The organism is Salinivibrio sp. MA440 (genome assembly GCF_001996265.1).
In the GTDB taxonomy this organism is placed as follows: domain Bacteria; phylum Pseudomonadota; class Gammaproteobacteria; order Enterobacterales; family Vibrionaceae; genus Salinivibrio; species Salinivibrio costicola.
The window spans coordinates 21,681-42,993 of sequence record NZ_MUFI01000027.1 but is presented as its reverse complement, the minus strand read 5'-3'; the positions used below and the strand labels follow the sequence as shown (position 1 = coordinate 42,993).

Below are 21,313 nucleotides of genomic sequence, written 5' to 3'. Positions count from 1 at the left end.
TGTCGCTCCGTTAACATACAGCTAGGCGGTTCTCGGTATTTGTAGGAGGTAAGTCATGGCCGATCATGACACAGAAAAGACGATACCTGAGCGTGACCAACGGCGCTTTGCCGTATCTGCCAATCGGGACAAAGGCAGTCACCGGATTCGTTATGTGGAGGCGGGCGGTGCCTCGGTGGATAATGAAGAGTGCACATTTTGCCAGGCGGTACCGGGTTTGAGTGATCAGCCGGAGAAGGAAGAGAACCGAGACGCTTCGCTTCTAGAGACGAGAGACTAGATCGAGCCGCCTCGTGCTCGCATTGGGGCTATTGCTTTTTCTGTACTCTGTATTCAGTAATCTGGGGAAGAGCGGGGACAGGCACGATACGCTTTTTCCGTATTCCGTATTCCGTATTCCGTATTCCGTATTCCGTCCCCTAGGCTTTTTCTAGTCTCTAGTCTCTAGTCTCTAGTCTCTAGTTCTCCCAACCCCCTAGTGTGATCTTCCCCTCTCTTTGCTAGTGACTGCGATATCAATAGTCGATCTGCTTCACATCTGTGTATCTTGCTTATGGTGAATTTTATATCGCCGTTTATTATTTCTTTAATATCGAAACGTTTCGATGGCGTGTTTTCTGCGAGAAAGCGCGATAAAAGAAGGCGTATCCGCGTTGAGTGGGGTGTAAGCGCTGAATGATCCAATCGAGAGTGAGAAGGTGATGAATGAATAAGCATGGTTTGCTCCATCCAAAGCTCGCACAGCTGGTTACGCAAGTGGGACATACCGATGAGTTTACGGTGTGTGATGCGGGGCTTCCGATCCCAAGCTCGGTGTCGCGCATTGATTTGGCGCTGACTGATGGCGTGCCGAGCTTTATGCAGACGGTCGAGGCGGTGTTAACGCACGCTTGCATTGAATCTGTGGTGATTGCGGAAGAGCTCGCAGTGGTGAGCCCAGCGCTGCACCAGGCATTGCTTGGGCGATTAGAACAAGAAAATGCTGCACGCCAACAGCCGATAGGGGTGACCACTATCAGCCACGAGGCATTTAAAGCACGTACGGCGCAGAGCCAAGCGGTGGTTCGCACCGGTGAATGTACGCCTTATGCCAATGTGATTTTTCAAGCCGGTGTCACCTTTTAGGTGGGCCTAAGCGAGTAACCACGATGACGCAACCTATCTTACAGCTCAGCCAAGTCGTAAAAACCTTTCCTGGGGTTCGCGCCCTCGATGAGGCAAGCTTGAATGTGTATCCCGGCCAAGTGATGGCGTTATTGGGCGAGAACGGCGCGGGAAAATCCACCTTGATGAAGGTGTTAACCGGGATTTATCACGCCGATAGCGGTGAGGTGAATTACCAAGGCACACCTGTCTCGTTTAAAGGGCCACGCGATTCGCAGCAAGCGGGGATCAGTATTATTCACCAAGAGCTGAATTTGATCCCAGAGCTGACCATTGCCGAAAACATTTTTCTGGGTCGTGAATTTACTAATCGTTTTGGCAAGATTGACTGGGTCAAAATGGTTGAAGAGGCGGATAAGCTGCTGGCGCGGTTAAATGTCAATGCGCGCGGTTCGACGCCTCTGGGGAGCATTAGCCTGGGCGAGCAGCAGATGGTGGAAATTGCTAAAGCACTGTCGTTTGAGTCGCAGGTGATCATTATGGATGAGCCAACTGATGCGCTGACTGACACTGAGACGGCTTCGCTGTTTGCGGTGATCAATGAGTTACGAGCGCAAGGCTGCGGCATTGTGTATATCTCGCACCGTTTAAAAGAAATTTTTGAGATTTGCGATCGGATCACCGTGTTACGCGACGGCAAGTTTATTGGTGAATGTGCCGTCAGTGATACCGATGAAGACGGCCTGATTGAGATGATGGTGGGCCGTAAACTTGCCGAACAATACCCGCGAAGCGACGTCGCCCCTGATGGGATAAGCCTTGAGGTGGAAAATGTCAGCGGCCACGGGGTGGAAGCGGTGAGTTTTCAGCTGCACCGCAGTGAAATTTTAGGCGTGTCGGGTCTGATGGGGGCTGGGCGTACGGAGTTAATGAAAATTATCTATGGCGCCATGCCGCGCGAGGCAGGCACGATTCGGCTGGATGGCAAGGTGATTAATCCGGTCAGCCCACAAGATGCGCTGGCCAATGGCATTGCTTATATCTCCGAAGATCGTAAAGGCGAGGGCTTGGTGCTGGGGTTGTCGGTGAAAGATAACATGTCACTCAGCGCGCTCGATAAGCTCACCCATTGGGGCAAAATTCAGCCGCGCGATGAAGTGATAGCGGTGGATGATTTTATTCGTCTTTTTAATATTAAAACCCCACATCGTGACCAAATTATTGGCAACTTGTCGGGTGGTAACCAGCAAAAAGTGGCGATCGCCAAAGGGCTGATGACCAAGCCGAAAGTGCTGATTTTGGATGAGCCGACGCGTGGTGTCGATGTTGGCGCTAAAAAAGAAATTTACCAGTTAATTAATCAATTTAAAGCCGAGGGCATGAGCATCATCTTGGTGTCGTCAGAAATGCCCGAAGTACTTGGCATGAGTGACCGCATCTTAGTGATGCACGAAGGCCGCGTATGCGGTGAATTTGATGCCAAGGACGCTAACCAAGAAACTCTGCTTGCCTGTGCGGTAGGCAAAGATGCCAATGAGGATGCAGCATGAGCTCAAATGCAGTCAATAAGTCCCAGCCGTCAGAGGATGGACGCAAACCTATGTTCAGCAAAGCCTGGTTAATTGAGCAAAAATCACTGATCGCCTTGTTGGCGCTGATCGTGGTGATGTCATTTTTAAACAGCAACTTTTTCATGGTCGATAACCTGCTCAATATCCTGCGTCAGACCTCGGTAAACGCCATTATTGCTGTGGGGATGACATTGGTGATTTTAACCGCGGGTATCGACTTGAGTGTTGGCTCGGTGCTGGCATTGTGCGGTGCCTTTGCCGCGAGCCTGATAGCGGTCGAAGTGCCGGTGTTGATCGCAGTGCCCACGGCCTTGTTTGCTGGCGCAGCAATTGGTGCCATGACTGGTGTGGTGGTGGCTAAAGGCAAGGTGCAGGCGTTTATTGCCACCTTGGTCGCAATGACGCTCTATCGTGGCGTGACCATGGTGTATACCGATGGTCGCCCCATTTCCGCGGGCTTTACTGAAACGGCGGACGCCTTTGCATGGTTTGGGACCGGTTATTTATTGGGTATTCCCGTGCCCGTGTGGCTGATGGCCATCGTCTTTATCGGTGCCTGGTACTTGCTTAATCATACCCGCTTTGGCCGTTATATCTACGCACTCGGTGGCAACGAGTCAGCGGCGCGTCTGTCTGGCATCAATGTCGATAGGATTAAAATTGGTGTTTACAGCCTTTGCGGCATGCTTGCCGCGCTGGCGGGGATCATCGTCACCTCACGCCTGTCCTCTGGCCAACCGACTGCTGGCACTGGCTATGAGCTTGACGCGATTGCGGCGGTGGTACTGGGCGGCACCAGTTTAATGGGCGGTAAAGGTAAGATCATGGGCACGCTGATTGGTGCGCTGATTATCGGCTTTTTGAACAACGCCCTTAACCTGCTGGACGTGTCGTCTTACTACCAAATGATTGCCAAAGCCGTGGTGATTTTGCTCGCCGTGCTGGTGGATAACAAAAACAAATAGCTTGTTGGGACAGGCACTTTAGCTTGTCGGCACGAACTTGTCGGGACAGGCACTTTAAGTTGGCATTCGGGAATGGGAATACGGAGCGCTTCGCTTACGGAATACAGGAAAGAGCCGAGACGCTTCTCTTCTAGAAACTAGAAACTAGAGACTAGATAGAGCAGATTGTGCTTGCATTGGGGCTCTTGCTCTCTCTGTACTCTGTACTCTGTATTCCGTCATCTGTATTCGGGATCCTGAATACAGAGCGCTTCGCTTACGGAGTACGGGGAAGAGCAGGAAGCAGTGCCTAGGTCCTAGGCACTAGGAGCTTTAGTAAGTTAGCGGGACAGGCACTTTTATTTCTCTTTAATGACTAAACAAAAACAATACCCTACAAACACAAAAGGACTGAAAGCATGAAAAAACTGACTACTTTGATTACCACCGCGCTTTTGTCGTCAACGCTTAGCATCAGTGCGCAGGCGGAAGATAGAATGGCGATCGTAGTCTCAACCTTAAACAACCCATTTTTTGTCACCATGAAAGAAGGCGCAGAGCAGAAAGCGCAAGATCTTGGCTATGAGCTATTGGTGCTCGATTCGCAAAACGACGCCAGTAAAGAGCTGTCGAATGTGGAGGATTTAACCATTCGTGGTGTGAAAGCCATCTTGATTAATCCCACTGATTCGGATGCAGTCTCGAATGCAATTCGTATTGCTAATCGCGCTGACATTCCGGTGATTACGCTAGACCGTGGCGCCAGCCGTGGGGAGGTGGTGAGCCATATTGCCTCTGATAACGCGCAAGGCAGTAAAATGGCGGCGGAATTTATCATGGGTAAAGTCGGTGAACGTGCCAAAGTGATCCAGCTCGAGGGCATTGCCGGTACGTCGGCAGCGCGTGAGCGGGGTGAAGGCTTTATGGATGCGATTGAAGGTACGGATGTAGAGTTACTGGCCAGTCAGCCAGCGGATTTTGACCGTACCAAAGGTCTGAATGTGATGGAGAACTTGCTTGCTGCGTATCCAGAGGTGCAGGCGGTGTTTGCACAAAACGATGAAATGGCGTTTGGCGCGTTGCGTGCGGTGCAGGCATCAGGCAAAGATGTCACTATTGTGGGCTTTGATGGCACTAAAGATGGCATTGCCGCAGTAGAACGTGGCCACTTGGCAGCGACTATCGCTCAGCAGCCGGGTATGATTGGTGAGCTCGGTGTTGAAACGGCGGATAAAGTGCTGAAAGGCGAGTCAGTCGACAGCTATATTCCGGTACCGCTTAAAGTGATCAGTCAAGAAACGATCGCTGAATAAGGGTCGCACGGGAAGATACAATAATAAGCACCGTCTGGCCCAGTGTGTTGGACGGTGCGCGATTGATTGAACGGTAAGGAAGGGTAATGAGTCCATTAGTTGTGCTCGGCAGTGTTAATGCCGATCATGTTTTACGCGTCTCCAGTTTTCCGCGCCCCGGAGAGACATTACACGGTCGAGATTATGCGGTAATTGCGGGTGGCAAAGGCGCAAATCAAGCGGTGGCGGCGGTACGTTGCGGTGCGGATGTTGCCTTTATTGCCAGTGTGGGTGACGATGCCTTTGGCCAGCAGATTCGTCAGTGTTATGCGCAAGAGGGGATGGATGTCAGTGCGATGAAGGTACAGGCGAATACGCCGACCGGGATTGCGATGATTCAAGTCACTGATCAAGGTGAGAACAGTATCGCGTTATCGGCGGAGGCCAATGCGGCGCTGACAGCGGAGGCCATTACCGCCGATCTCGATACGATAGCCCAAGCCGATTACTTGTTGATGCAGTTAGAAACGCCGATGTGCGGGATTGAAAAAGCGGCTTTTCATGCCAAAGCGTCAAATACCCAAGTGGTGCTGAATCCGGCCCCTGCGGCTTCTTTGAGCGATGCGCTTTTGGCGGCGGTCGACATTATCACGCCGAATGAAACAGAAGCACAAAGCCTGACGGGTATTGCGGTGACAGATGCTGAGAGTGCGCAAGCGGCATCAAATGTGCTGCACCAAAAAGGGATTGAGACGGTGCTGATCACTATGGGTAAACAGGGCGTGTGGCTGAGTGACAAAGCGCGAAAGGAAGGGAGATTAATCCCGGGTTTTGTTGTCGATGCTATGGATACCACCGCCGCTGGCGATACCTTTAATGGCGCACTCGTCACTGGATTGATAGAGGGACAGACACTTGATCAGGCGATTCGGTTTGCGCATGCCGCGGCCGCTTTATCCGTCACCCAGCGTGGCGCACAAACGTCGATTCCCTCGCGTGCGGATGTCGATGCGTTTTTAGCCCATCAAGATGCCTAATCTTCATTTCAACCTTGGTAGCGGAGTGCGATAAATGGCGACCATGAAAGATATAGCCAAACGGGCGGGCGTGTCGACGTCGACGGTCAGTCATGTGATTAACAACACCCGCTATGTCAGTGAGACGATTGCTGAGAAGGTTAACCAAGCTGCGAAAGAGCTAAACTACTATGCTCCCTCGGCATTGGCGCGCAGTTTAAAAGTCAATCGTACTAAAACGTTTGGCATGCTGGTGACAACCTCTACCAACCCGTTTTTTGGTGAAGTGGTAAAAGGCGTCGAGCGCAGTTGTTACCACAATGGCTACAGTTTGATTCTGTGCAACACGGAAGGTGATGCTGAACGCATGCGTGCCTCGATTGATACGCTGCTGCAAAAGCGGGTCGATGGCTTGATTTTGATGTGCTCCACCATGGAAGGGGAGCGGATTGAAGGCTTTGATCGTTATCCGGATATTCCTGTGGTGGTGATGGATTGGGGGCCGATTGATTTTGCCTGCGATAAAATCCAAGACAATTCCTATCAAGGCGGCTATTTAGCGACCCAGCACTTAATTGATTGTGGTCACCGCCAGATTGGCTGCATCAGTGGGCCTCTTGTTAGGTATCAAGCGCAAATGCGTTTTCAAGGCTTTAAAGATGCACTGCGCGGTGCTGGACTTACTGAAAATCCACATTGGATGGTGGAAGCGGACTTTGAGTGTGAAGGCGGCTATCAAGGTTTGCAGGCGATTGCTGAGTGTGGATCCTTACCCACCGCCATTTTTGCAGGCAATGACATGATGGCGATGGGCGCGATCAATGCTGCTAACGCGCTAGGGATTTGCGTACCCGATGATCTCTCTATTATTGGATATGATGATATTCACTTGGCTAAATTTATCTCCCCGCCCCTCACTACTATTCACCAGCCCAAATATCGTCTCGGTCAAGCAGCGGTCGAAACGCTTCTTAGTAAACTTGATGCCCCTAATAGTGAAAGCCAAACGGTGCAGCTCGAGCCAACGCTGGTGGTGCGCGAGAGCGTGAAGCGGGTTTAGCTACCGGGGACAGGCACTTTTATTCATAGCTACCGGGGACAGGCACTTTTATGATTGCTCTCGGAGCTACCAGGGACAGGCACTTTTAGCCAGGGAGGCGGCTATCGGGGACAGACACTTTACGAGCTACCGGGGACAGGCACTTTTATGATTGCTCTAGCGGGCTGAGGGGGAAGCCGTTATGATGCCTGTCCTCAATGGCCAACCGGTAAATCCCTTCGTTATGTTTTCAATTGTCGACCAAAACCAACACTTTGTGGTGATCAACAAGCACCATGGCGTTAGCGTGCAAAAAGAGACCGATGAAGCGGCACTGTTGCCTGTGGTCGCGGCGTATATTGGGGTTGAGAAGGTCTACCTTGTACATCGTTTAGATAAGGTGACGTCGGGCTTGCTGCTGCTGGCAACGTCCTCTCATGCGGCGTCTGTCCTCTCAGGATTGTTCGCGTCACGCGAGATAGAAAAGTTCTATTTGGCATTAAGTGCGAAAAAGCCGCGTAAGAAACAGGGATTGATTGTCGGCGATATGGGTAAAGGTCGGCGAGGCAGTTGGAAGTTGCTTGCCAGCAAAGATAACCCTGCGAGGACGCGTTTTATCTCTATTGCAGGCGGTGAGGGGCGGCGATTTTTTCTCTGTCGGCCTTACACGGGTAAAACCCATCAAATTCGCGTGGCGATGAAAAGTATTGGCTCACCGCTTATCGGTGATGATTACTATGGCGGCGAGCCTGCCGATCGTGGCTACTTACACGCTTATGGGCTGCAATTTACGTGTCGTTTTGCCGATGATCAGCCAGCCAAGCTCTACAGCTATGTGCTGCCCCCGAGCCAAGGCGAGTTGTGGCCAGCCTTACCGGTAGAGTGGGAGCAGCCTTGGTGCTTAATTAGCTAGCACAGCTGGGTGCATTGATAGCGTTATTGAGGATTTGTCGGCCGCGGGTATCGCGAACCAAAATGGTATAGCTGATACCACTGTCTAACATACTTCGTATGTCGCTATCTTGGCAATAACGACGTTTTAAGCCGGAAAAGAGCTCTCCTGGTGCTTTTTTGGCATTCTTCTCCAGAAGCGTCAGCTCGATGACGGCATCTTGCGCACGTGCTCGAACCAGTGAGTAGCCTTCAATATCCATCGGCAGTAGCTGTGCAATCATGTCTGCACGTTGGATTGCGGCTTCTGCGGCTTGGTCATGCTGGGTGCTGCTACATGCACTGAGTACTAGCCCCAGGCAGGCCATCATCAGTATTTTTATATATCGCATTAGGCTGGGTCCTGCGGAAGCACTTTTTTGAACGGTTTTACGGTCACTTCAGCATAAACGCCAGCGGCTACATAAGGGTCTTTGTCGGCCCATGCCTTTGCGGCTGATAGTGACTCAAACCAGGCAATAACGGTCGAGCCCGTAAACCCAGCTTCGCCTGGCTCGTCGCTGTCAACGGCAGGGTTTGGCCCGGCAATCATCAAGCGGTTTTCTTTTTCCAGTTGGTGTAAGCGTTCAAGGTGTGCGTCACGCGCTTGCTTGCGTAGCGGTAGGCTGTTCTCGACGTCTTGCGAATAAATGAGATACCACATCGTTGTTGTCCTTGATAGATGTTTATAGCCACTAGGATACAGAGTCCAGATTTCTGAGTACAGCGTATTAGAAAACATTGGCGGGACAACATTGGTAACATCAACATTGGTGGGACAGGCGCTTTTGATTAGCTGTCTTTTGTTGGGACAGACGCATTACGTCTGACACTTTATGTCTTGTCTGCGATTGTTCCATCTAGCGTGCTATATGGGACAATTATCAGCATTGCTAATGTGCCTGTCCCAACAAGATCACCAACAAGATCCCCTTTTCGCTTTATCCGCTTTATCCGGGACCGCTTTATCCGGGACAGTCACCACTAGTAACCAGCAAGCCGTTGTTAAGATGCCTGTCCTAGTAAAATCTCTGTCCTAGTAAAATCTCTAATGAAATATTACCTCTTTAAAATCCGAACATGCCTTTACCTTCCTGTAACTGGAGGGTTTATCCTGGGGAAATAACGATGAGGAGGTAATATGGGATGTTGTAATCAGTCCCCAGAAGGTGGGTCCAAAGGGCTAAAGCCGCTCTTAAAAGCGGTAGGTATTTTGTTCGTGTTTATAATGGTGCTGGCTTATTGGGTAGGGTAGATCTTCGGGCTAGTATGACGATTCCTTTACGCATTGATGCGTGTTTTAGTGCTTGCCTCAACGATTTGGGATCATGACGCCTGTCATGCGTTTTAGGCCCAGTGTCGGTAATACGGCTTGGATACTCGACAGTGAGCCTACAACATTTCCGCACTCTAAATGAGCGCATGTGGTCAGCCAGGTTTCACTCGACATATTCAGTCGTGTGAGTAGGGGAGGCCGCTGATTTGAGCCCCTTTCTTGTCCCTTGTGGCAAGTCCATTCAACAAGTGCTAAATAGTCCATTAGCCGGAACGGAATGCCGTCGGGCATAGATTTCCTCGGATTTCCTGCAAAGGCGAATAAGCCTGCTGGTGTTGCTTTATTTTGCTTGAGTGATTCAACGCGCTTTTTAATCGATGTGTAATTGGCTTGTTTAGGCTGTTTGGTGATACCTGCTCGCACTGGGTTCAAATCGACATAGGCCATCGCCGCAGCGAGTGCTTTTTCATCTAATAAGGCTTGGCTTTTAAAGCGTCCCTCCCAAAAATGCCCTGAACATTGATCCTCTCGGTTCGCTTGCGTCGAAATATATTGATTAAGCAGCTTCATAAACCAGCTGACAGACATCAAACGCTCGCGCCAGTTCTCAATGATCCGACAGCACGCTTTGTACTCCGATTTGGAGAGAGATTCTCCCTGACGAAAACGTTGGATGAGTACCGGAGCCTGGTGAAAGGCTAGCCAGCGGTCAATTACGTCGATATTTGTCAGGGATTGGGCGGCTTTTGCATTGATATGTAGGACAACGTGATAATGATTGCTCATAATGGCGTAAGCGCAGATATCGATGCAAAAAGCTTTGGCTAGTGTAAGTAAACGCGTTTCTATCCATGCGCGACGATGCTCATAGCTTTTTTGCGATTGAGCGTCATAGCCACACAGGAAAGAGCGGCGCACGCAGCGTGAGACGCAATGATAATAGGGTGTGGCTGATAGGTTCACTAAAGATGCGCGAGCTTTGGTCATCGTCAGTCCCTTTTGGTAGATGGGTGTATGTAAAAGGTACTGTATAAATGAACAGTCATCATCTTTTCTGGCCTGGTTTTTCGTGACAGTACAAGAAGTACTGTAACTGTGAGATTGGTTAGTTACTAAAGGCGTCTGTCCCGATTAGTAAACAACGGGGACAGGCGCAAACTACTAGGACCGCAAACTACCAGGACAGTCACCAAGAGGTGTTTGTATCCGGCGAAAACTAAAAGTGCCTGTCCCTGGAAAGGAAACTTAGTAGAGACATGTGTAAAGGTGCCTGTCCCCGCAGGAAATCACGTTGAATAAAAGTGCCTGTCCCCACAAAGAGAAGCTGCCATAAGAAGTTAGACAGGGGCGCCGCTGTGAAAGCGGAATTGGTTGTCGGGCGCTTGGATCAACTCGGCTTCGCGCTCGCCGATGGTTTGGATACGGTCGCGAATGTCTTCGCCGGCGATGGTTTCTGCAAGCGTCAGGTAATCTTGATAATGGCGTGCTTCCGAGCGCAGTAGCGAGATGTAGAACTTTTGCAGTTCATCGTCGAGGTGCGGGGCGACTTTAGCAAAGCGCTCGCAGGAACGTGCTTCAATGTAGGCGCCAATAATCAGTTTATCGACCAAGGTTGCCGGTTCGTGAGTACGTGCCGCGCGCATTAATCCTTTGGCGTAGCGACCTGCTTCTAACGGTTGATAAGGAATACCGCGTGCGTCCATGATTTCAATCACTTGCTCAAAATGATGAAACTCTTCTTTGATTAACCGGACCATTTTATCAATCAAGGCTTGGCCGTGGGCAAAGCCGGCTTTAGGGGTTAAAGGCGCGCTGAGGCCGTTTTTGCGCGCGTGGAATATCCCATCGCGAATGCGGCGATAAACAAAGTCTTCATAGGGTTTGGCCCATGCCAGCAGTTGCTCGCCACTCGCCGCGTCGACTGCATATTTACGGATCAGCCACATCGCGGTTTGGCTGGCTTTTAATTCGCAGTTGGCGTGGTCGCGCAGAAGAATCGATTGGTTGTCAGGCTTGATGGCGTGTTCAATCCAACTGTCGGGCGTATGACAGTGCAGAAAACCATGAATAGGGGTGAGTAGGGTATTAATTTCTTGGCGTAGCATGCCGAAAACACTCTCAGACTGACAACAATGGCTGGGCATTATAAACAGATGGGATGCGAGCGCAAAGAGCTGGCAGCGCAGGAAGCACTGCCAGGTGGGCGAATTCGGCCTACTTGTTCGATGCCCAAGGGGAACGGTATTGAATACCGAATTTGTCTAAACGCGGTAATTGCGCTTTGAGTCTGGCCAGATAATCGAGCCAGTCACGGCGCTCACTGTGGCTCCAAGCCGCTTCCGCAATGGCGGTAAGCCTTGGAAACACCATATAATCGAGCCTGTCCTGATTGGTGATCAGTTCACTCCAGAGTGCACATTGTACGCCTAGTATATGATCACGGGCAGGATCGTCACTGGCGAGGCTTGCCAGCGGCTCATATTGGTAGGCTTTTTCTAATGGTGTGACGCCCGCCCAGTCGAGCCCGGGCTCGGTGGCAGCATAATCTTGCACCATATCGAGATAGGTCGCTTGACCCGGGGTTAAAATCACATCAAATCCATGCTGCGCACAATGCAATGCGGCGTCTTCGCTTTGCCATGAATAGATCACGGTGTTTTTGCTGACTTTATCGCCGTGCTGCACTTCTTCCCAGCCAACCATACGTTTGCCCAAGGCGCGAAGCTTTTGCTCAGCATAGGTCAGTATCTGTCCCTGTAGCGAAGCGGTCGTTTCTCCGTTCATGCGTCTGTCCCGATAAATTGGGCTATCCGTCCATACCCCGTCAGGGACTTCATCGGCGCCAATATGGACCCATGAGGCGGGGAAAAGCTCGGCGACTTCACTTAATACCGTATCTAAAAATCGATACGTGCCATCGAGGGCTGGCGATAATACGTTATCGGTGTAGTGCTGCACGCTGCGGTAAGTCGAGCGGTCGTCGGCATCGTGTAGCCAATCAGGCAGCGCTTTGATGGCTGCGCGACAGTGGCCGGGAATATCAATTTCAGGAATGACGGTAATACCACGGGCTGCGGCGTATTCAATCACGTCACGTACGTCTTCTTGGCGATAATAACCTTCGTGACGTTTTGCAATATGACTGAATTGCGGAGCAAGGCGGGTATTGGGGCCGCGTTGACTCCCATAGCGCGTCAATTCAGGCAGAGCTTTAATCTCCAGTCGCCAGCCTTCATCGTCGGTTAAATGCCAGTGAAAGGTATTGAACTTAAAATAGGCTAACTGGTTAATCAGTCGCTTTACCGTGTCCACCGAATGAAAATGGCGCGCGCAATCGAGCATCATCCCTCGGTAAGCAAAGCGTGGTGCATCGCTGATTTTGATTGCCGGTATTCGAAGCTGTGTGTTTTGCTCTTGGCAAAGTTGTAACAGCGATGCGCAGCCGTGAATAAACCCGCGTTCAGCACAGGCTTGGATCACCACGCCTTGGTCGGTGACGGTGAGCTGATAGGCCTCATCACGGTGTGTGATATCTCGAAGTGCAGAGTCGGGTAAAGGCCGTAAGATAATGGCATGATCGCCAGTGACCGCATCTTGATGGCGTGGGTCGAGTGCAATATCAGCTTGCGGATACATGCGAACCCATTCGTTGCTTAGCCACTGCGCGGCGGGAAGGGCCTGTGGATCCACCGCGATTAACGGTGTTGTGGGTGAAAGCGTAAAGTATCCTGGCTGGTGGCGCACCGATTTGGGCACCGGAATAATGGCGTGCTCGGCGGGATGAACATCTGGAATCGTTGATCGTGTGGTATGAGTGTGTGCCAAGTTAATGGGAGTGAGCATCACTGAATATTGCTCGCCATTGGCATAGAGCAGTGCATCTTTAAAGCCCGCACAAAGGAACCGTAATGGCGGCGTGTGGGCATCAAACTCGATGTATAAGCTCTGATTGGCATCGAGTGTTTGATGCTCCGGTGTAATGACGCAATAGCTGCCAACTTGCTCGATGCTGCCTTGTGACAGGGTCTTGGCGTTGATGAAGCGATCAAACAGTACCGCAATAGACAGCTGATTTAAGGGACAGTCGGTGAGATTATGCAAGGTTAACCCTATTCGGCTGCGCGGTGGAGTGTCATTGGGATACTCGTTGATCACACTAAGATCGAGGCGGTAAGTCATCACGTGTTCTCCTTGTTCGAGTGGCCGTTGCCAGTCAGCGTTTGCGCACTGATGGCGAGCATAAACCAGCTTGCATGTGGCAACCACTGCTCGCCCCATCGCCAGTTTTGCGCCATATCATCGCAATATGGCGCGGGGTTGAATGCAATCTGTGTTTCATCCTCCATCCCTGCGGTAATGCCATTGCAGATCCCCCCTTTGGCATTAAAAAAGCCCAAGTGCGGTAGGTAATCTGGGTTGTTGTGGCCATGCCCATCGAGCATACAGATATCAAATGGATTTAAACCGAGGATCCAATTAAGCGCCCGTTGGCTAAAGGTGTGGAGAGCAGCATTTAGCGCATCGTCTTGAATATGGCGCGTGGCATGACACGCAAAGGTCGCCAGTGACCCCAAGCGTGCATTCTCGCCTTGCCACCAATAGCCGGTTTCATTGTGGTGAGGAATAAAGTGACGCACCTGTTTAACGCCATCGACGGGTTTGACGTACTGACGCGGATACGCGAATGGATTATCGGCGGTTTGTGTTAGGCTCAGCTCAAACTGGCAGGCGCGTTCCAGTGCTGTTTGCGCGATAGCCTGGTGACTGGGTTCGGTTTCTACATCGAGATAGCGAACTAACGCCAACCCGGGCAGACCTGCATCAGCGGCATGGTAAAACGGGCGGCTCCCATCGGCATTGGCCGACCAATAATATTGGCAAGTCTCATCACTGCGTTGCCGTGCGACCAGCTTTTGCATCCAACCTCGTGCCTCGATCAAAAAGGGACAGTCACCGTTCGCACTAATGTGTCTGTCCCCAGAATCCCCTATGTGTCTGTCCCCAGAACCTAAAGGTGCCTGTCCCGTTAAATAAGCGTGACTGTCCCCTGTAGATTGCCCAGTAGATTGCCGAGTGGCGTGATGCAACTCGCATGCGGCGAGAAGGGCGCAGGTTTCGTCAATAATGTTGGGCTCACCGTCATCAAGGTAGTGATGGTTATGTTCAACCAAATGCCAGTAGCCACGAATGGCAGCGTCTAAATAGCGTGCTTGTTGGTCATGCTCTGAGCAAAGTGAGGCTCTGCTTGCGGCGGCAAGGGCTGCAATCGCCATGCCGCCGCCTTGACGAAAGCCGGCTTGGTAAGCTTCACTCTTCACCCCATCTTGCGTCGCGTAAGCGCAAAGGGTGCGGCGCTCCGGATCTTTCGACCATTGATCAAACACCGTCATATAAAAAAAGCCACTGGGGTCTTGCATACGGAGAAGAAAATCGGCGCCGTGTTTCGCTTCATCAGCTAAGCGTGTGCGCATAAACGCAGACAGCGTGTCCGAGCTAAATTGGCTGGCAAGATCGGCCAGCCCCCAAGCCAACAGCGGGATTTGTTGCGGATTAAAGTAATTGGCATAGGAAAGATGGCTCAGGTATTTGCTCACATCGCCAGAGGCATCGTACCAACCGCCGGTTACATCCACGCGTTCATCAGCGCCAAATACCTTGGCGCGCTGATCCGCGTGTTCATAGATACCGCTACACCGCTGCGATTTAAAGTAATGGAGCAGATCAGAAAACGTGGTGTGAAATAGGCAATCATCTCGGATCTCAAACGGATGGGAATATACCGGTGTGTCTGTTAACAGCACGAGTTGATAGCGTCCACGATGCGCAAAGGCAGAAAAATCGAGGGTATAAGCCGTGCCCATCTGCCAGTTTTTTAACTGTGTTCCTTGGTGTAATTCAAACTGCGCGACCACGTTATCGAGTGGTGCTGTGTCTGTCCCACGAACAAAAGTGTCTGTCCCGGTACTTTTTCCTGTCCCGGTAAAATTGTTTGCACTTTCTGCGGCCTCGTTAAAGTGTCTGTCCCCAGAAGAAAAGTGCCTGTCCCCGGAAGAGGAGGCAGTTTTATCGGCAGTGCTAAATGTGCCTGTCCCCTTAAGAGGAGGCAGGGAAATCAGTGCCACGGGCGCGCCGGTGAGGGATTCGCTGTCACTGACGATCACCGCGTATTTGTCACCGTGTAACGAGTAGCCGATGTGATTGGTCAGCACTTGCATGATGGTATCCTTATTGGTCGCTATTGCTCGTACAAATAGCAGCGCACATAGTGGTTGTCGGCGAGCTTGGTCACGCCGGGTAGCTGTTCGGTGCATTTAGCGGTGGCATGTGGGCAGCGGCCGGAAAAAGGGCAGCCGACGGAATCTGGTGTCCACAGTGGGATCTCACCCTTGTTGCCCTTTAGTTCCTCGTGAATGGATTTGCTGGGGTCGGGCACCGCTGAGACCAAAAGCTGGGTGTAAGGATGTTGAGGGCGATGAATAATCTCTTCGGTGTCCCCCCATTCGACCATATGGCCGACGTACATCACTGCCAAGTCTTCGGCAATGTAACGCGCGGTGGCGATATCATGGGTGATGTAGAGCAGCGACATTTGCTTCTCCACTTTCATCTCTTCCATGAGGTTAAGTACGCCGGCACGAATCGACACATCCAGCATCGAGGTGGGTTCGTCGGCGAGTACCACTTCCGCGCCCACGGCGATGTTACGCGCTAGGTTTATCCTCTGACGCTGGCCGCCCGACAGCTGGTGGGGGAATTTCTCCGCCGTTTCTTTGGCCGGAGTGAGGCCCACTTGCTCGAGCAGCTCGAACACCCGTTCTTTCAATTGGGCTTTGTCGCGCTTGGCGACTTTTTTGTGGATCAATAACGGACGCGCAATATGGTGAAACACATTATGGGTGGGGTTGAGCGAGCCAAAGGGATCTTGCCAGACCATTTGCAGGCCTTCGCGATAGCGCATCAGCTCATCACGTTTTTTAATGGTGGTGATATCGCGGCCCCGGTATTCAATGCAGCCGTCGGTCGGGGCGTACATTTTTGCAATCATTTTCGCAGTGGTTGATTTGCCCGAGCCTGATTCACCCACCACCGCAAGCCCACGGCCTTTGTACATTTTGAACGAGACATCATTGATCGCTCGCATCATGGGTTGTTTAAGGGCGTGGCTGTTAATGGGGAAATCTTTCACCACGTTTTTCCCTTCAACCAGCAGTTCTCCAAGACCTGTACTCATCACTGACTTCCTCTCATTGGCACGATATTAGACTTTTTGTTGGGCGATCGGCTCGCCGTCGTATAGGTGGCAGTTGGAATAACGGCCTGGTTCGATTTGGCGCAGCACGGTTTGGGTGGTTCGACACTGTTCATGCACTTGCGCGCAACGTGCTTGAAAGCGGCAGCCGGTCGGGATTTCGAGTAAGTTGAGCGGATTACCTGGGATACCCACCAGTTGGCGCTTGGGCCCGGTGAGTGAGGGGAATGAGCTGCCCAGCCCTTCGGTGTAGGGGTGATAGGGATTGGTAAGTACTTGTTTGGACGGCGCGACTTCAATCAGCTCACCGGAATACATGATCCCTATCCGGTCGGAAAACTCGACCATGAGCGATAAGTCATGGGTGATAAACAGAATCGAAAAGCCAAACTCTTCTTTTAACGCGTAGATTTTTTGTAAGATCTCGCGCTGCACCACCACATCTAATGCGGTGGTGGGCTCATCCATGATGATCATTTTCGGGTTGAGGGCTAGCGCAATGGCAATTACCAAGCGCTGACGCATCCCGCCCGAAAACTGGTGCGGATAATCGGTCAGGCGGCTGGGGTGAATATCGACAATTTCCAGCAAGCCTTGCGCTCGATTGACCGCTTGTTTACGGGTCATATTGGTGTGACGCATTAATACATCGCAAAATTGATCTTCAAGCGTCAGCACGGGATTGAGGGCATTCATGGCGCTTTGAAACACCATCGACATTTCTCGCCAACGAAAATCACGCATGCGGGCATCGCTATAGTTGAGGATATTCTCGCCGTTAAATAGCACTTCGCCGCCGGTGATAAATGCGGGTGGCTTATGCAGACGCATCAGCGAAAAGGCAACGGTGGATTTACCGCATCCCGATTCGCCAGCCAGGCCAAATACTTCACCGGGGGCGATGTCAAAACTGACGTGATCGCAGGCTCGGACATCACCGGCATCGGTAATGTAGTCCACGCACAGATCACGGATTGAGATAAGTGGGGTGCGACTCATGATTTATCTCCACTGATCAGCATGTGTTCGGCAACGGGATTCTCGTCTCGGGCTTTCTTCTCTTGCTGGTTAAGTTTTTTCCAGCGCTTCATCCCTTTTTGCGCACGTAATTGCGGGTTGGCTATTTCATCCACTGCGAAGTTGAGCAAGGCAAGCCCCGTCACCAGTAAGGTCAGCGCAATACAAGGTGCGAGCAGCTCCCACCACGCGCCAATCAGCATGGACGAAGAGGTTTGTACGTTGTAGAGCATGATCCCCCAGCTGATGGTGTTGGGATCGCCAAGGCCTAAGAAGGAAATAATTGACTCCATGGCAATGGCATACATCACTGAGCCAATAAAGCTGGCGCCGACAATGGGCACGAGGTTAGGCAAGATCTCGACAAAGGTGATGCGAAAGCGCGACTCGCCCAGCACTTCAGCGGCTTTCACGAACTCTTTTTCGCGCAGGGCAAGAGTTTGTGAGCGAACCACCCGTGCTCCCCACGCCCAGGAGGTACAGCCAATAATGATGGCGATCGTCAGCGGCCCGGCTTCGCCGATAAACGCGGCGAGCACGAACAAGAGTGGGTATTGCGGGATCACCAACATGATGTTCATCGCGGCGGTGAGTACATCGTCAACCCAACCGCCTAAATAGCCGGCTGTAATGCCAATTAAGGTGGCGAGTACACACACGGTGATCCCGGCGCCAAAACCGACTGCCAGTGAAACGCGAGCACCATGGAGTAACTGGGACCAGACATCGCGGCCCATACGGGTGGTGCCGAGGGCATGCTCCGCGTCTTTTGACATTAACAAGGTACGAGGATGGTCTGCTAAGTGGGTGGCGACCCAGCCATCTGGGTTGGCTTGTGCGGCTTTAACCACAAAGCTTGGGTATTCATGCGGGTTACCGGTGCGTTTATCAGGTGCATGCTGGCTTAGCAGTGGGGCGAATATCGCCATTAAGATAAATAAGCCGACAATGATGGAGCCCGCGCGCGCGATTTTGTTGCGCACAATAAGCGTGAGGAGATCTTTCATGATTCTTTTCCTCCGGTTCGCAGGCGTGGGTCAAGCACCACGTACAGCATGTCAGCAATTAAGTTAAACGAGAGCATAAATAAGGTCATAATCAGCAGCTGGCCTTGCAGGACTTGGTAATCTCGCGCGTTAATCGCATTCAAAAGCACCGAGCCAAGACCGGGATAGTTAAAAATAATTTCCACAATCAGCTGGCCACCGATGGCGATACCCAGCGACATCGACAGCGCAGTGACACTGGGCAAGAGCGCGTTACGGGCCGCATAGTTAAAGACCACGCGGTTTTCGCTTAACCCTTTGCCGCGCGCCATGGTGATGTAGTCTTCCGCCAGCAGATTAATCATGTTGTTGCGCATGTTGACCAAAAAGCCGCCCACTTGAATGATGGAAGCACAAAAAAGCGGGAGTACGGCGTGATAGGCCACATCTTTAATAAAGGTCCAACTGGTCCAGTCGGGCGTGACGCCTGGCGTGTAGGCGTATCCGGTCGGAAACCATTTCAACCCAATCGCGAAAATAAACAGCGCGAGCATTGCAATGACCACTTGCGGTACCGCTTGGATAATCAGCATGCCAGGGGTGATCATGGCATCGTATTTCCCGCCGCGTTTCCAGGCGGCAAAAATGCCCAAAATCGAGCCCAGTGAAAAAGAGAGCAGCACGGCACTGCCGGCGAGAAACAGTGACCAGCCAAACGCTTTGCCCAGCAACTCGTTAACTGATAATGGATAAAATTGGATGGAGGTCCCTAAATCCCAGCTCAGCACGTTTTTCATGTAAGTGAAATACTGCATATAGAGGGGGCCATCGACAAAGCCCAGCAGTTGTTTCATTGCCTCAATCCGCTCTGGGGTGACTTGCACCGAGGCGTTGGCAAACATCATGGTGACAGGATCACCGGGCATGGCTCGAGGAATAATAAAATTGAGTGTTGCTGCCACTAAAAGGGCAATCATGTAAAAAGTTAGCCGTCGGAAAAAATAACCCATAACCCACACCTTACACAGCGAAGTGGTGATGTTCGTGGCGTGAACACCGTGGAAAAGCGGGCGCACAATGCGCCCGATAGTGGTTACTGAACGGGTTTAAGGTCCAGTACGTGGAGAAGACGTTCGGGAATGCCGGCCCAGATAGAGGGGCGACCTTTCGGATTGTCTTCGTTCCACCAACCGGTAAAGCGGGTTGTGTTGTATTGATACATTTGCGCGCCAGAAAGAACCGGAATGGTGACTTGATCCTTGGCGATAATCGCTTGAATTTGGTGAGCAATTTCCAGCTGCTCATCTTTATCCGCGGTTTTGTAGAAGCTGTCTAATAACTTGTCGAGCTCGGCATTTTGGTAGTAATGCATCGCGAACCGCGGCATGCCATCCCCTTCCTGTAGGTTGGAGTTATACGCGCTATTCCAATAGGTATAGGGGTCAGCACCGTGGAAATAGTTGGTGTAGGCCACATCGTAATCGGCTTCGAGCATGGCTTGGTTATACACCGAGAAATCCGGGGTACGTGCTTTTGTTTTGATACCGGCATCGGCAAGTTGCTCAACCGCCAGTTGTACGGTGTTATTAAAGTCAGTCCAGCCATTGGGCGACTGAATTTCTAGCTCAAACGATTTGCCCGATGGTGTTTCAACAAAGCCATCACCGTCTTGATCTGTAAAGCCGGCTTCAGCGAGCAGGGCTTTGGCGCCGTCTAGATCGTAAGTATTGTATTGACGATATTTCTCATGCACTGCGTCGTCTGACCAGGCTTCAAAGGCATAGCCAAGGCCGGATGCAAAGTCATTCACCGTGCCACCGCCATAAAAAGCGATATCAATGATGGTTTGACGATCAATCGCCATCGAGAAAGCACGGCGAAAATCGACATTGGTCAGCGTTTCGCGCTTGGCAGGATCGGGGTCATTAAAGTTGACCATAAAGGCCTGAGTGCCGGCAGCCGGATACCAATAGTGATGGTTTGGATTGGCCGCGGCATAGGTGCGATCAATGTCAGGAATGAACGACGAGGTCCAGTCCATTTCGCTGTTTATCACCTTACTCAAAAACTGATCGTTATTGGCAATCTGTGGCACACGCAGGCAATCGACGTCGAGATTATCATTATCCCAATAATGCGGGTTGCGGCACTGAATATAGAGTTGCGAGGTAAAGGTATCGATAGTGGTGAAGGGGCCTGACCCGACAGGATTCTCGTTGGTATATGAGGCGGGGTTGTCGATGTTTTCCCACACATGCTTAGGCACCACGGGGACTTTGACAATCTCATAAGGGACGTTCGAATTAGCTTCAGTGAGCTCAAAGCGGATGGTGTAATCATCGACTTTCTTCACATCGTCGATCCACTGGTTAATCCCCGATTGGTCGAGTTCTGGGTTCGCTTTGACCAAATCAAACGAATACACCACATCATCGGCGGTGTAGGCTTCACCGTCTGACCACTTCACCCCTTTACGCAGGGTAAAGGTGACACTTTTTAAATCGTCTGCCATGTCGAAACCCGTCGCAATACGATAAACGGGCTCGTTGCCTTGTAGTTCATTAAAGACGACCAAAGGTTCATAGACAAAGTCGGTCGTCGTGTGAAGATAGGTCGATCCTAAATAGGGGTTAAAGTTACGGACGAAGGTATTGAATTCTTTGGGATGAATGGTGAGCTCACTGCGCTCAGCAGCACTTGCGCCAGCACTCATGCTTAACGCACCAATTATTGCAGAGGCAAGTAGGGTCTTGCTGGCAATTCTACTGTTACTCGAAAACATAGCCATTCCTTACTGTTGCTTTCAGTTCACGTGATGGATAGTGGTGAGCTCTTTAATGGACCGCCTGTGAGCTCAATGTTACCGGTTGCTAACGTTCCGCTGTGGTT

At 51.3% G+C, this 21,313-nt stretch carries 19 protein-coding genes; 8 read left to right on the top strand and 11 right to left on the bottom strand.

Going from position 1 to position 21,313, the window contains the following annotated elements:
• The first annotated feature begins 55 nt into the window (after positions 1 to 55).
• From BZG80_RS09845 to BZG80_RS09810, 8 genes are all read left to right on the top strand, one after another.
• Positions 56 to 280, top strand: coding sequence for a hypothetical protein (locus BZG80_RS09845; RefSeq protein ID WP_077679243.1), 225 nt, complete (start codon positions 56 to 58; stop codon positions 278 to 280).
• Between the two features lie 425 nt (positions 281 to 705).
• Positions 706 to 1,125: a D-ribose pyranase gene (gene rbsD / locus BZG80_RS09840; RefSeq protein ID WP_077576639.1), complete on the top strand. Its 420-nt coding sequence runs from the start codon at positions 706 to 708 to the stop codon at positions 1,123 to 1,125.
• Positions 1,126 to 1,148: 23 nt separating this feature from the next.
• A complete protein-coding gene (gene rbsA, locus BZG80_RS09835) occupies positions 1,149 to 2,654 on the top strand; it encodes a ribose ABC transporter ATP-binding protein RbsA (protein ID WP_077679242.1) in 1,506 nt (501 codons plus the stop codon).
• Complete coding sequence (gene rbsC, locus BZG80_RS09830) at positions 2,651 to 3,640, top strand: ribose ABC transporter permease (RefSeq protein ID WP_021023174.1); 990 nt, start codon at positions 2,651 to 2,653, stop codon at positions 3,638 to 3,640. The genes rbsA and rbsC overlap by 4 nt, the downstream gene beginning before the upstream one ends.
• Positions 3,641 to 4,038: 398 nt before the next feature.
• On the top strand, positions 4,039 to 4,932 hold the full coding sequence (gene rbsB / locus BZG80_RS09825; protein WP_077576641.1) for a ribose ABC transporter substrate-binding protein RbsB: 894 nt from the start codon (positions 4,039 to 4,041) through the stop codon (positions 4,930 to 4,932).
• A gap of 86 nt (positions 4,933 to 5,018) precedes the next feature.
• On the top strand, positions 5,019 to 5,948 hold the full coding sequence (gene rbsK / locus BZG80_RS09820) for a ribokinase (RefSeq protein WP_077679241.1): 930 nt from the start codon (positions 5,019 to 5,021) through the stop codon (positions 5,946 to 5,948).
• Positions 5,949 to 5,982: 34 nt separating this feature from the next.
• A complete protein-coding gene (locus tag BZG80_RS09815; protein WP_077679240.1) occupies positions 5,983 to 6,987 on the top strand; it encodes a substrate-binding domain-containing protein in 1,005 nt (334 codons plus the stop codon).
• Positions 6,988 to 7,210: 223 nt separating this feature from the next.
• The gene (locus tag BZG80_RS09810; RefSeq protein WP_077679251.1) at positions 7,211 to 7,879 is read left to right on the top strand and encodes a TIGR01621 family pseudouridine synthase; all 669 of its coding nucleotides are present in this window, start codon (positions 7,211 to 7,213) and stop codon (positions 7,877 to 7,879) included.
• Here the strand turns inward: BZG80_RS09810 and gspS2 are convergent.
• The 11 genes from gspS2 to BZG80_RS09755 all read right to left on the bottom strand — a co-directional run bounded on the left by gspS2 (position 7,872) and on the right by BZG80_RS09755 (position 21,206).
• Complete coding sequence (gene gspS2, locus BZG80_RS09805) at positions 7,872 to 8,249, bottom strand: type II secretion system pilot lipoprotein GspS-beta (RefSeq protein WP_077679239.1); 378 nt, start codon at positions 8,247 to 8,249, stop codon at positions 7,872 to 7,874. The genes BZG80_RS09810 and gspS2 overlap by 8 nt on opposite strands.
• Positions 8,249 to 8,560, bottom strand: coding sequence for a YciI family protein (locus tag BZG80_RS09800; protein ID WP_077461202.1), 312 nt, complete (start codon positions 8,558 to 8,560; stop codon positions 8,249 to 8,251). Before BZG80_RS09800 ends, gspS2 begins: the two co-directional genes overlap by 1 nt.
• 648 nt (positions 8,561 to 9,208) lie before the next feature.
• Positions 9,209 to 10,159 carry a transposase gene (locus BZG80_RS09795; protein WP_077679238.1) on the bottom strand — a complete coding sequence of 317 codons (951 nt, stop codon included), beginning with the start codon at positions 10,157 to 10,159 and terminating at the stop codon, positions 9,209 to 9,211.
• Between the two features lie 350 nt (positions 10,160 to 10,509).
• A complete protein-coding gene (gene miaE / locus BZG80_RS09790; RefSeq protein ID WP_077679237.1) occupies positions 10,510 to 11,277 on the bottom strand; it encodes a tRNA isopentenyl-2-thiomethyl-A-37 hydroxylase MiaE in 768 nt (255 codons plus the stop codon).
• Between the two features lie 109 nt (positions 11,278 to 11,386).
• Complete coding sequence (locus BZG80_RS09785) at positions 11,387 to 13,351, bottom strand: beta-N-acetylhexosaminidase (protein WP_077679236.1); 1,965 nt, start codon at positions 13,349 to 13,351, stop codon at positions 11,387 to 11,389.
• Entirely contained in the window at positions 13,351 to 15,387 is a 2,037-nt protein-coding gene (locus BZG80_RS09780) for a glycoside hydrolase family 9 protein (protein ID WP_158011544.1), read from the bottom strand. Before BZG80_RS09780 ends, BZG80_RS09785 begins: the two co-directional genes overlap by 1 nt.
• Positions 15,388 to 15,407: 20 nt before the next feature.
• Positions 15,408 to 16,403 carry an ABC transporter ATP-binding protein gene (locus tag BZG80_RS09775; RefSeq protein ID WP_077461206.1) on the bottom strand — a complete coding sequence of 332 codons (996 nt, stop codon included), beginning with the start codon at positions 16,401 to 16,403 and terminating at the stop codon, positions 15,408 to 15,410.
• 27 nt (positions 16,404 to 16,430) lie between these two features.
• Entirely contained in the window at positions 16,431 to 17,420 is a 990-nt protein-coding gene (locus BZG80_RS09770) for an ABC transporter ATP-binding protein (protein WP_077461207.1), read from the bottom strand.
• The gene (locus BZG80_RS09765; protein WP_077677030.1) at positions 17,417 to 18,445 is read right to left on the bottom strand and encodes an ABC transporter permease; all 1,029 of its coding nucleotides are present in this window, start codon (positions 18,443 to 18,445) and stop codon (positions 17,417 to 17,419) included. Before BZG80_RS09765 ends, BZG80_RS09770 begins: the two co-directional genes overlap by 4 nt.
• Entirely contained in the window at positions 18,442 to 19,434 is a 993-nt protein-coding gene (locus BZG80_RS09760; RefSeq protein ID WP_025673154.1) for an ABC transporter permease, read from the bottom strand. Before BZG80_RS09760 ends, BZG80_RS09765 begins: the two co-directional genes overlap by 4 nt.
• A gap of 83 nt (positions 19,435 to 19,517) precedes the next feature.
• The gene (locus BZG80_RS09755) at positions 19,518 to 21,206 is read right to left on the bottom strand and encodes an ABC transporter substrate-binding protein (protein ID WP_077679234.1); all 1,689 of its coding nucleotides are present in this window, start codon (positions 21,204 to 21,206) and stop codon (positions 19,518 to 19,520) included.
• Between the last annotated feature and the right edge of the window lie 107 nt (positions 21,207 to 21,313).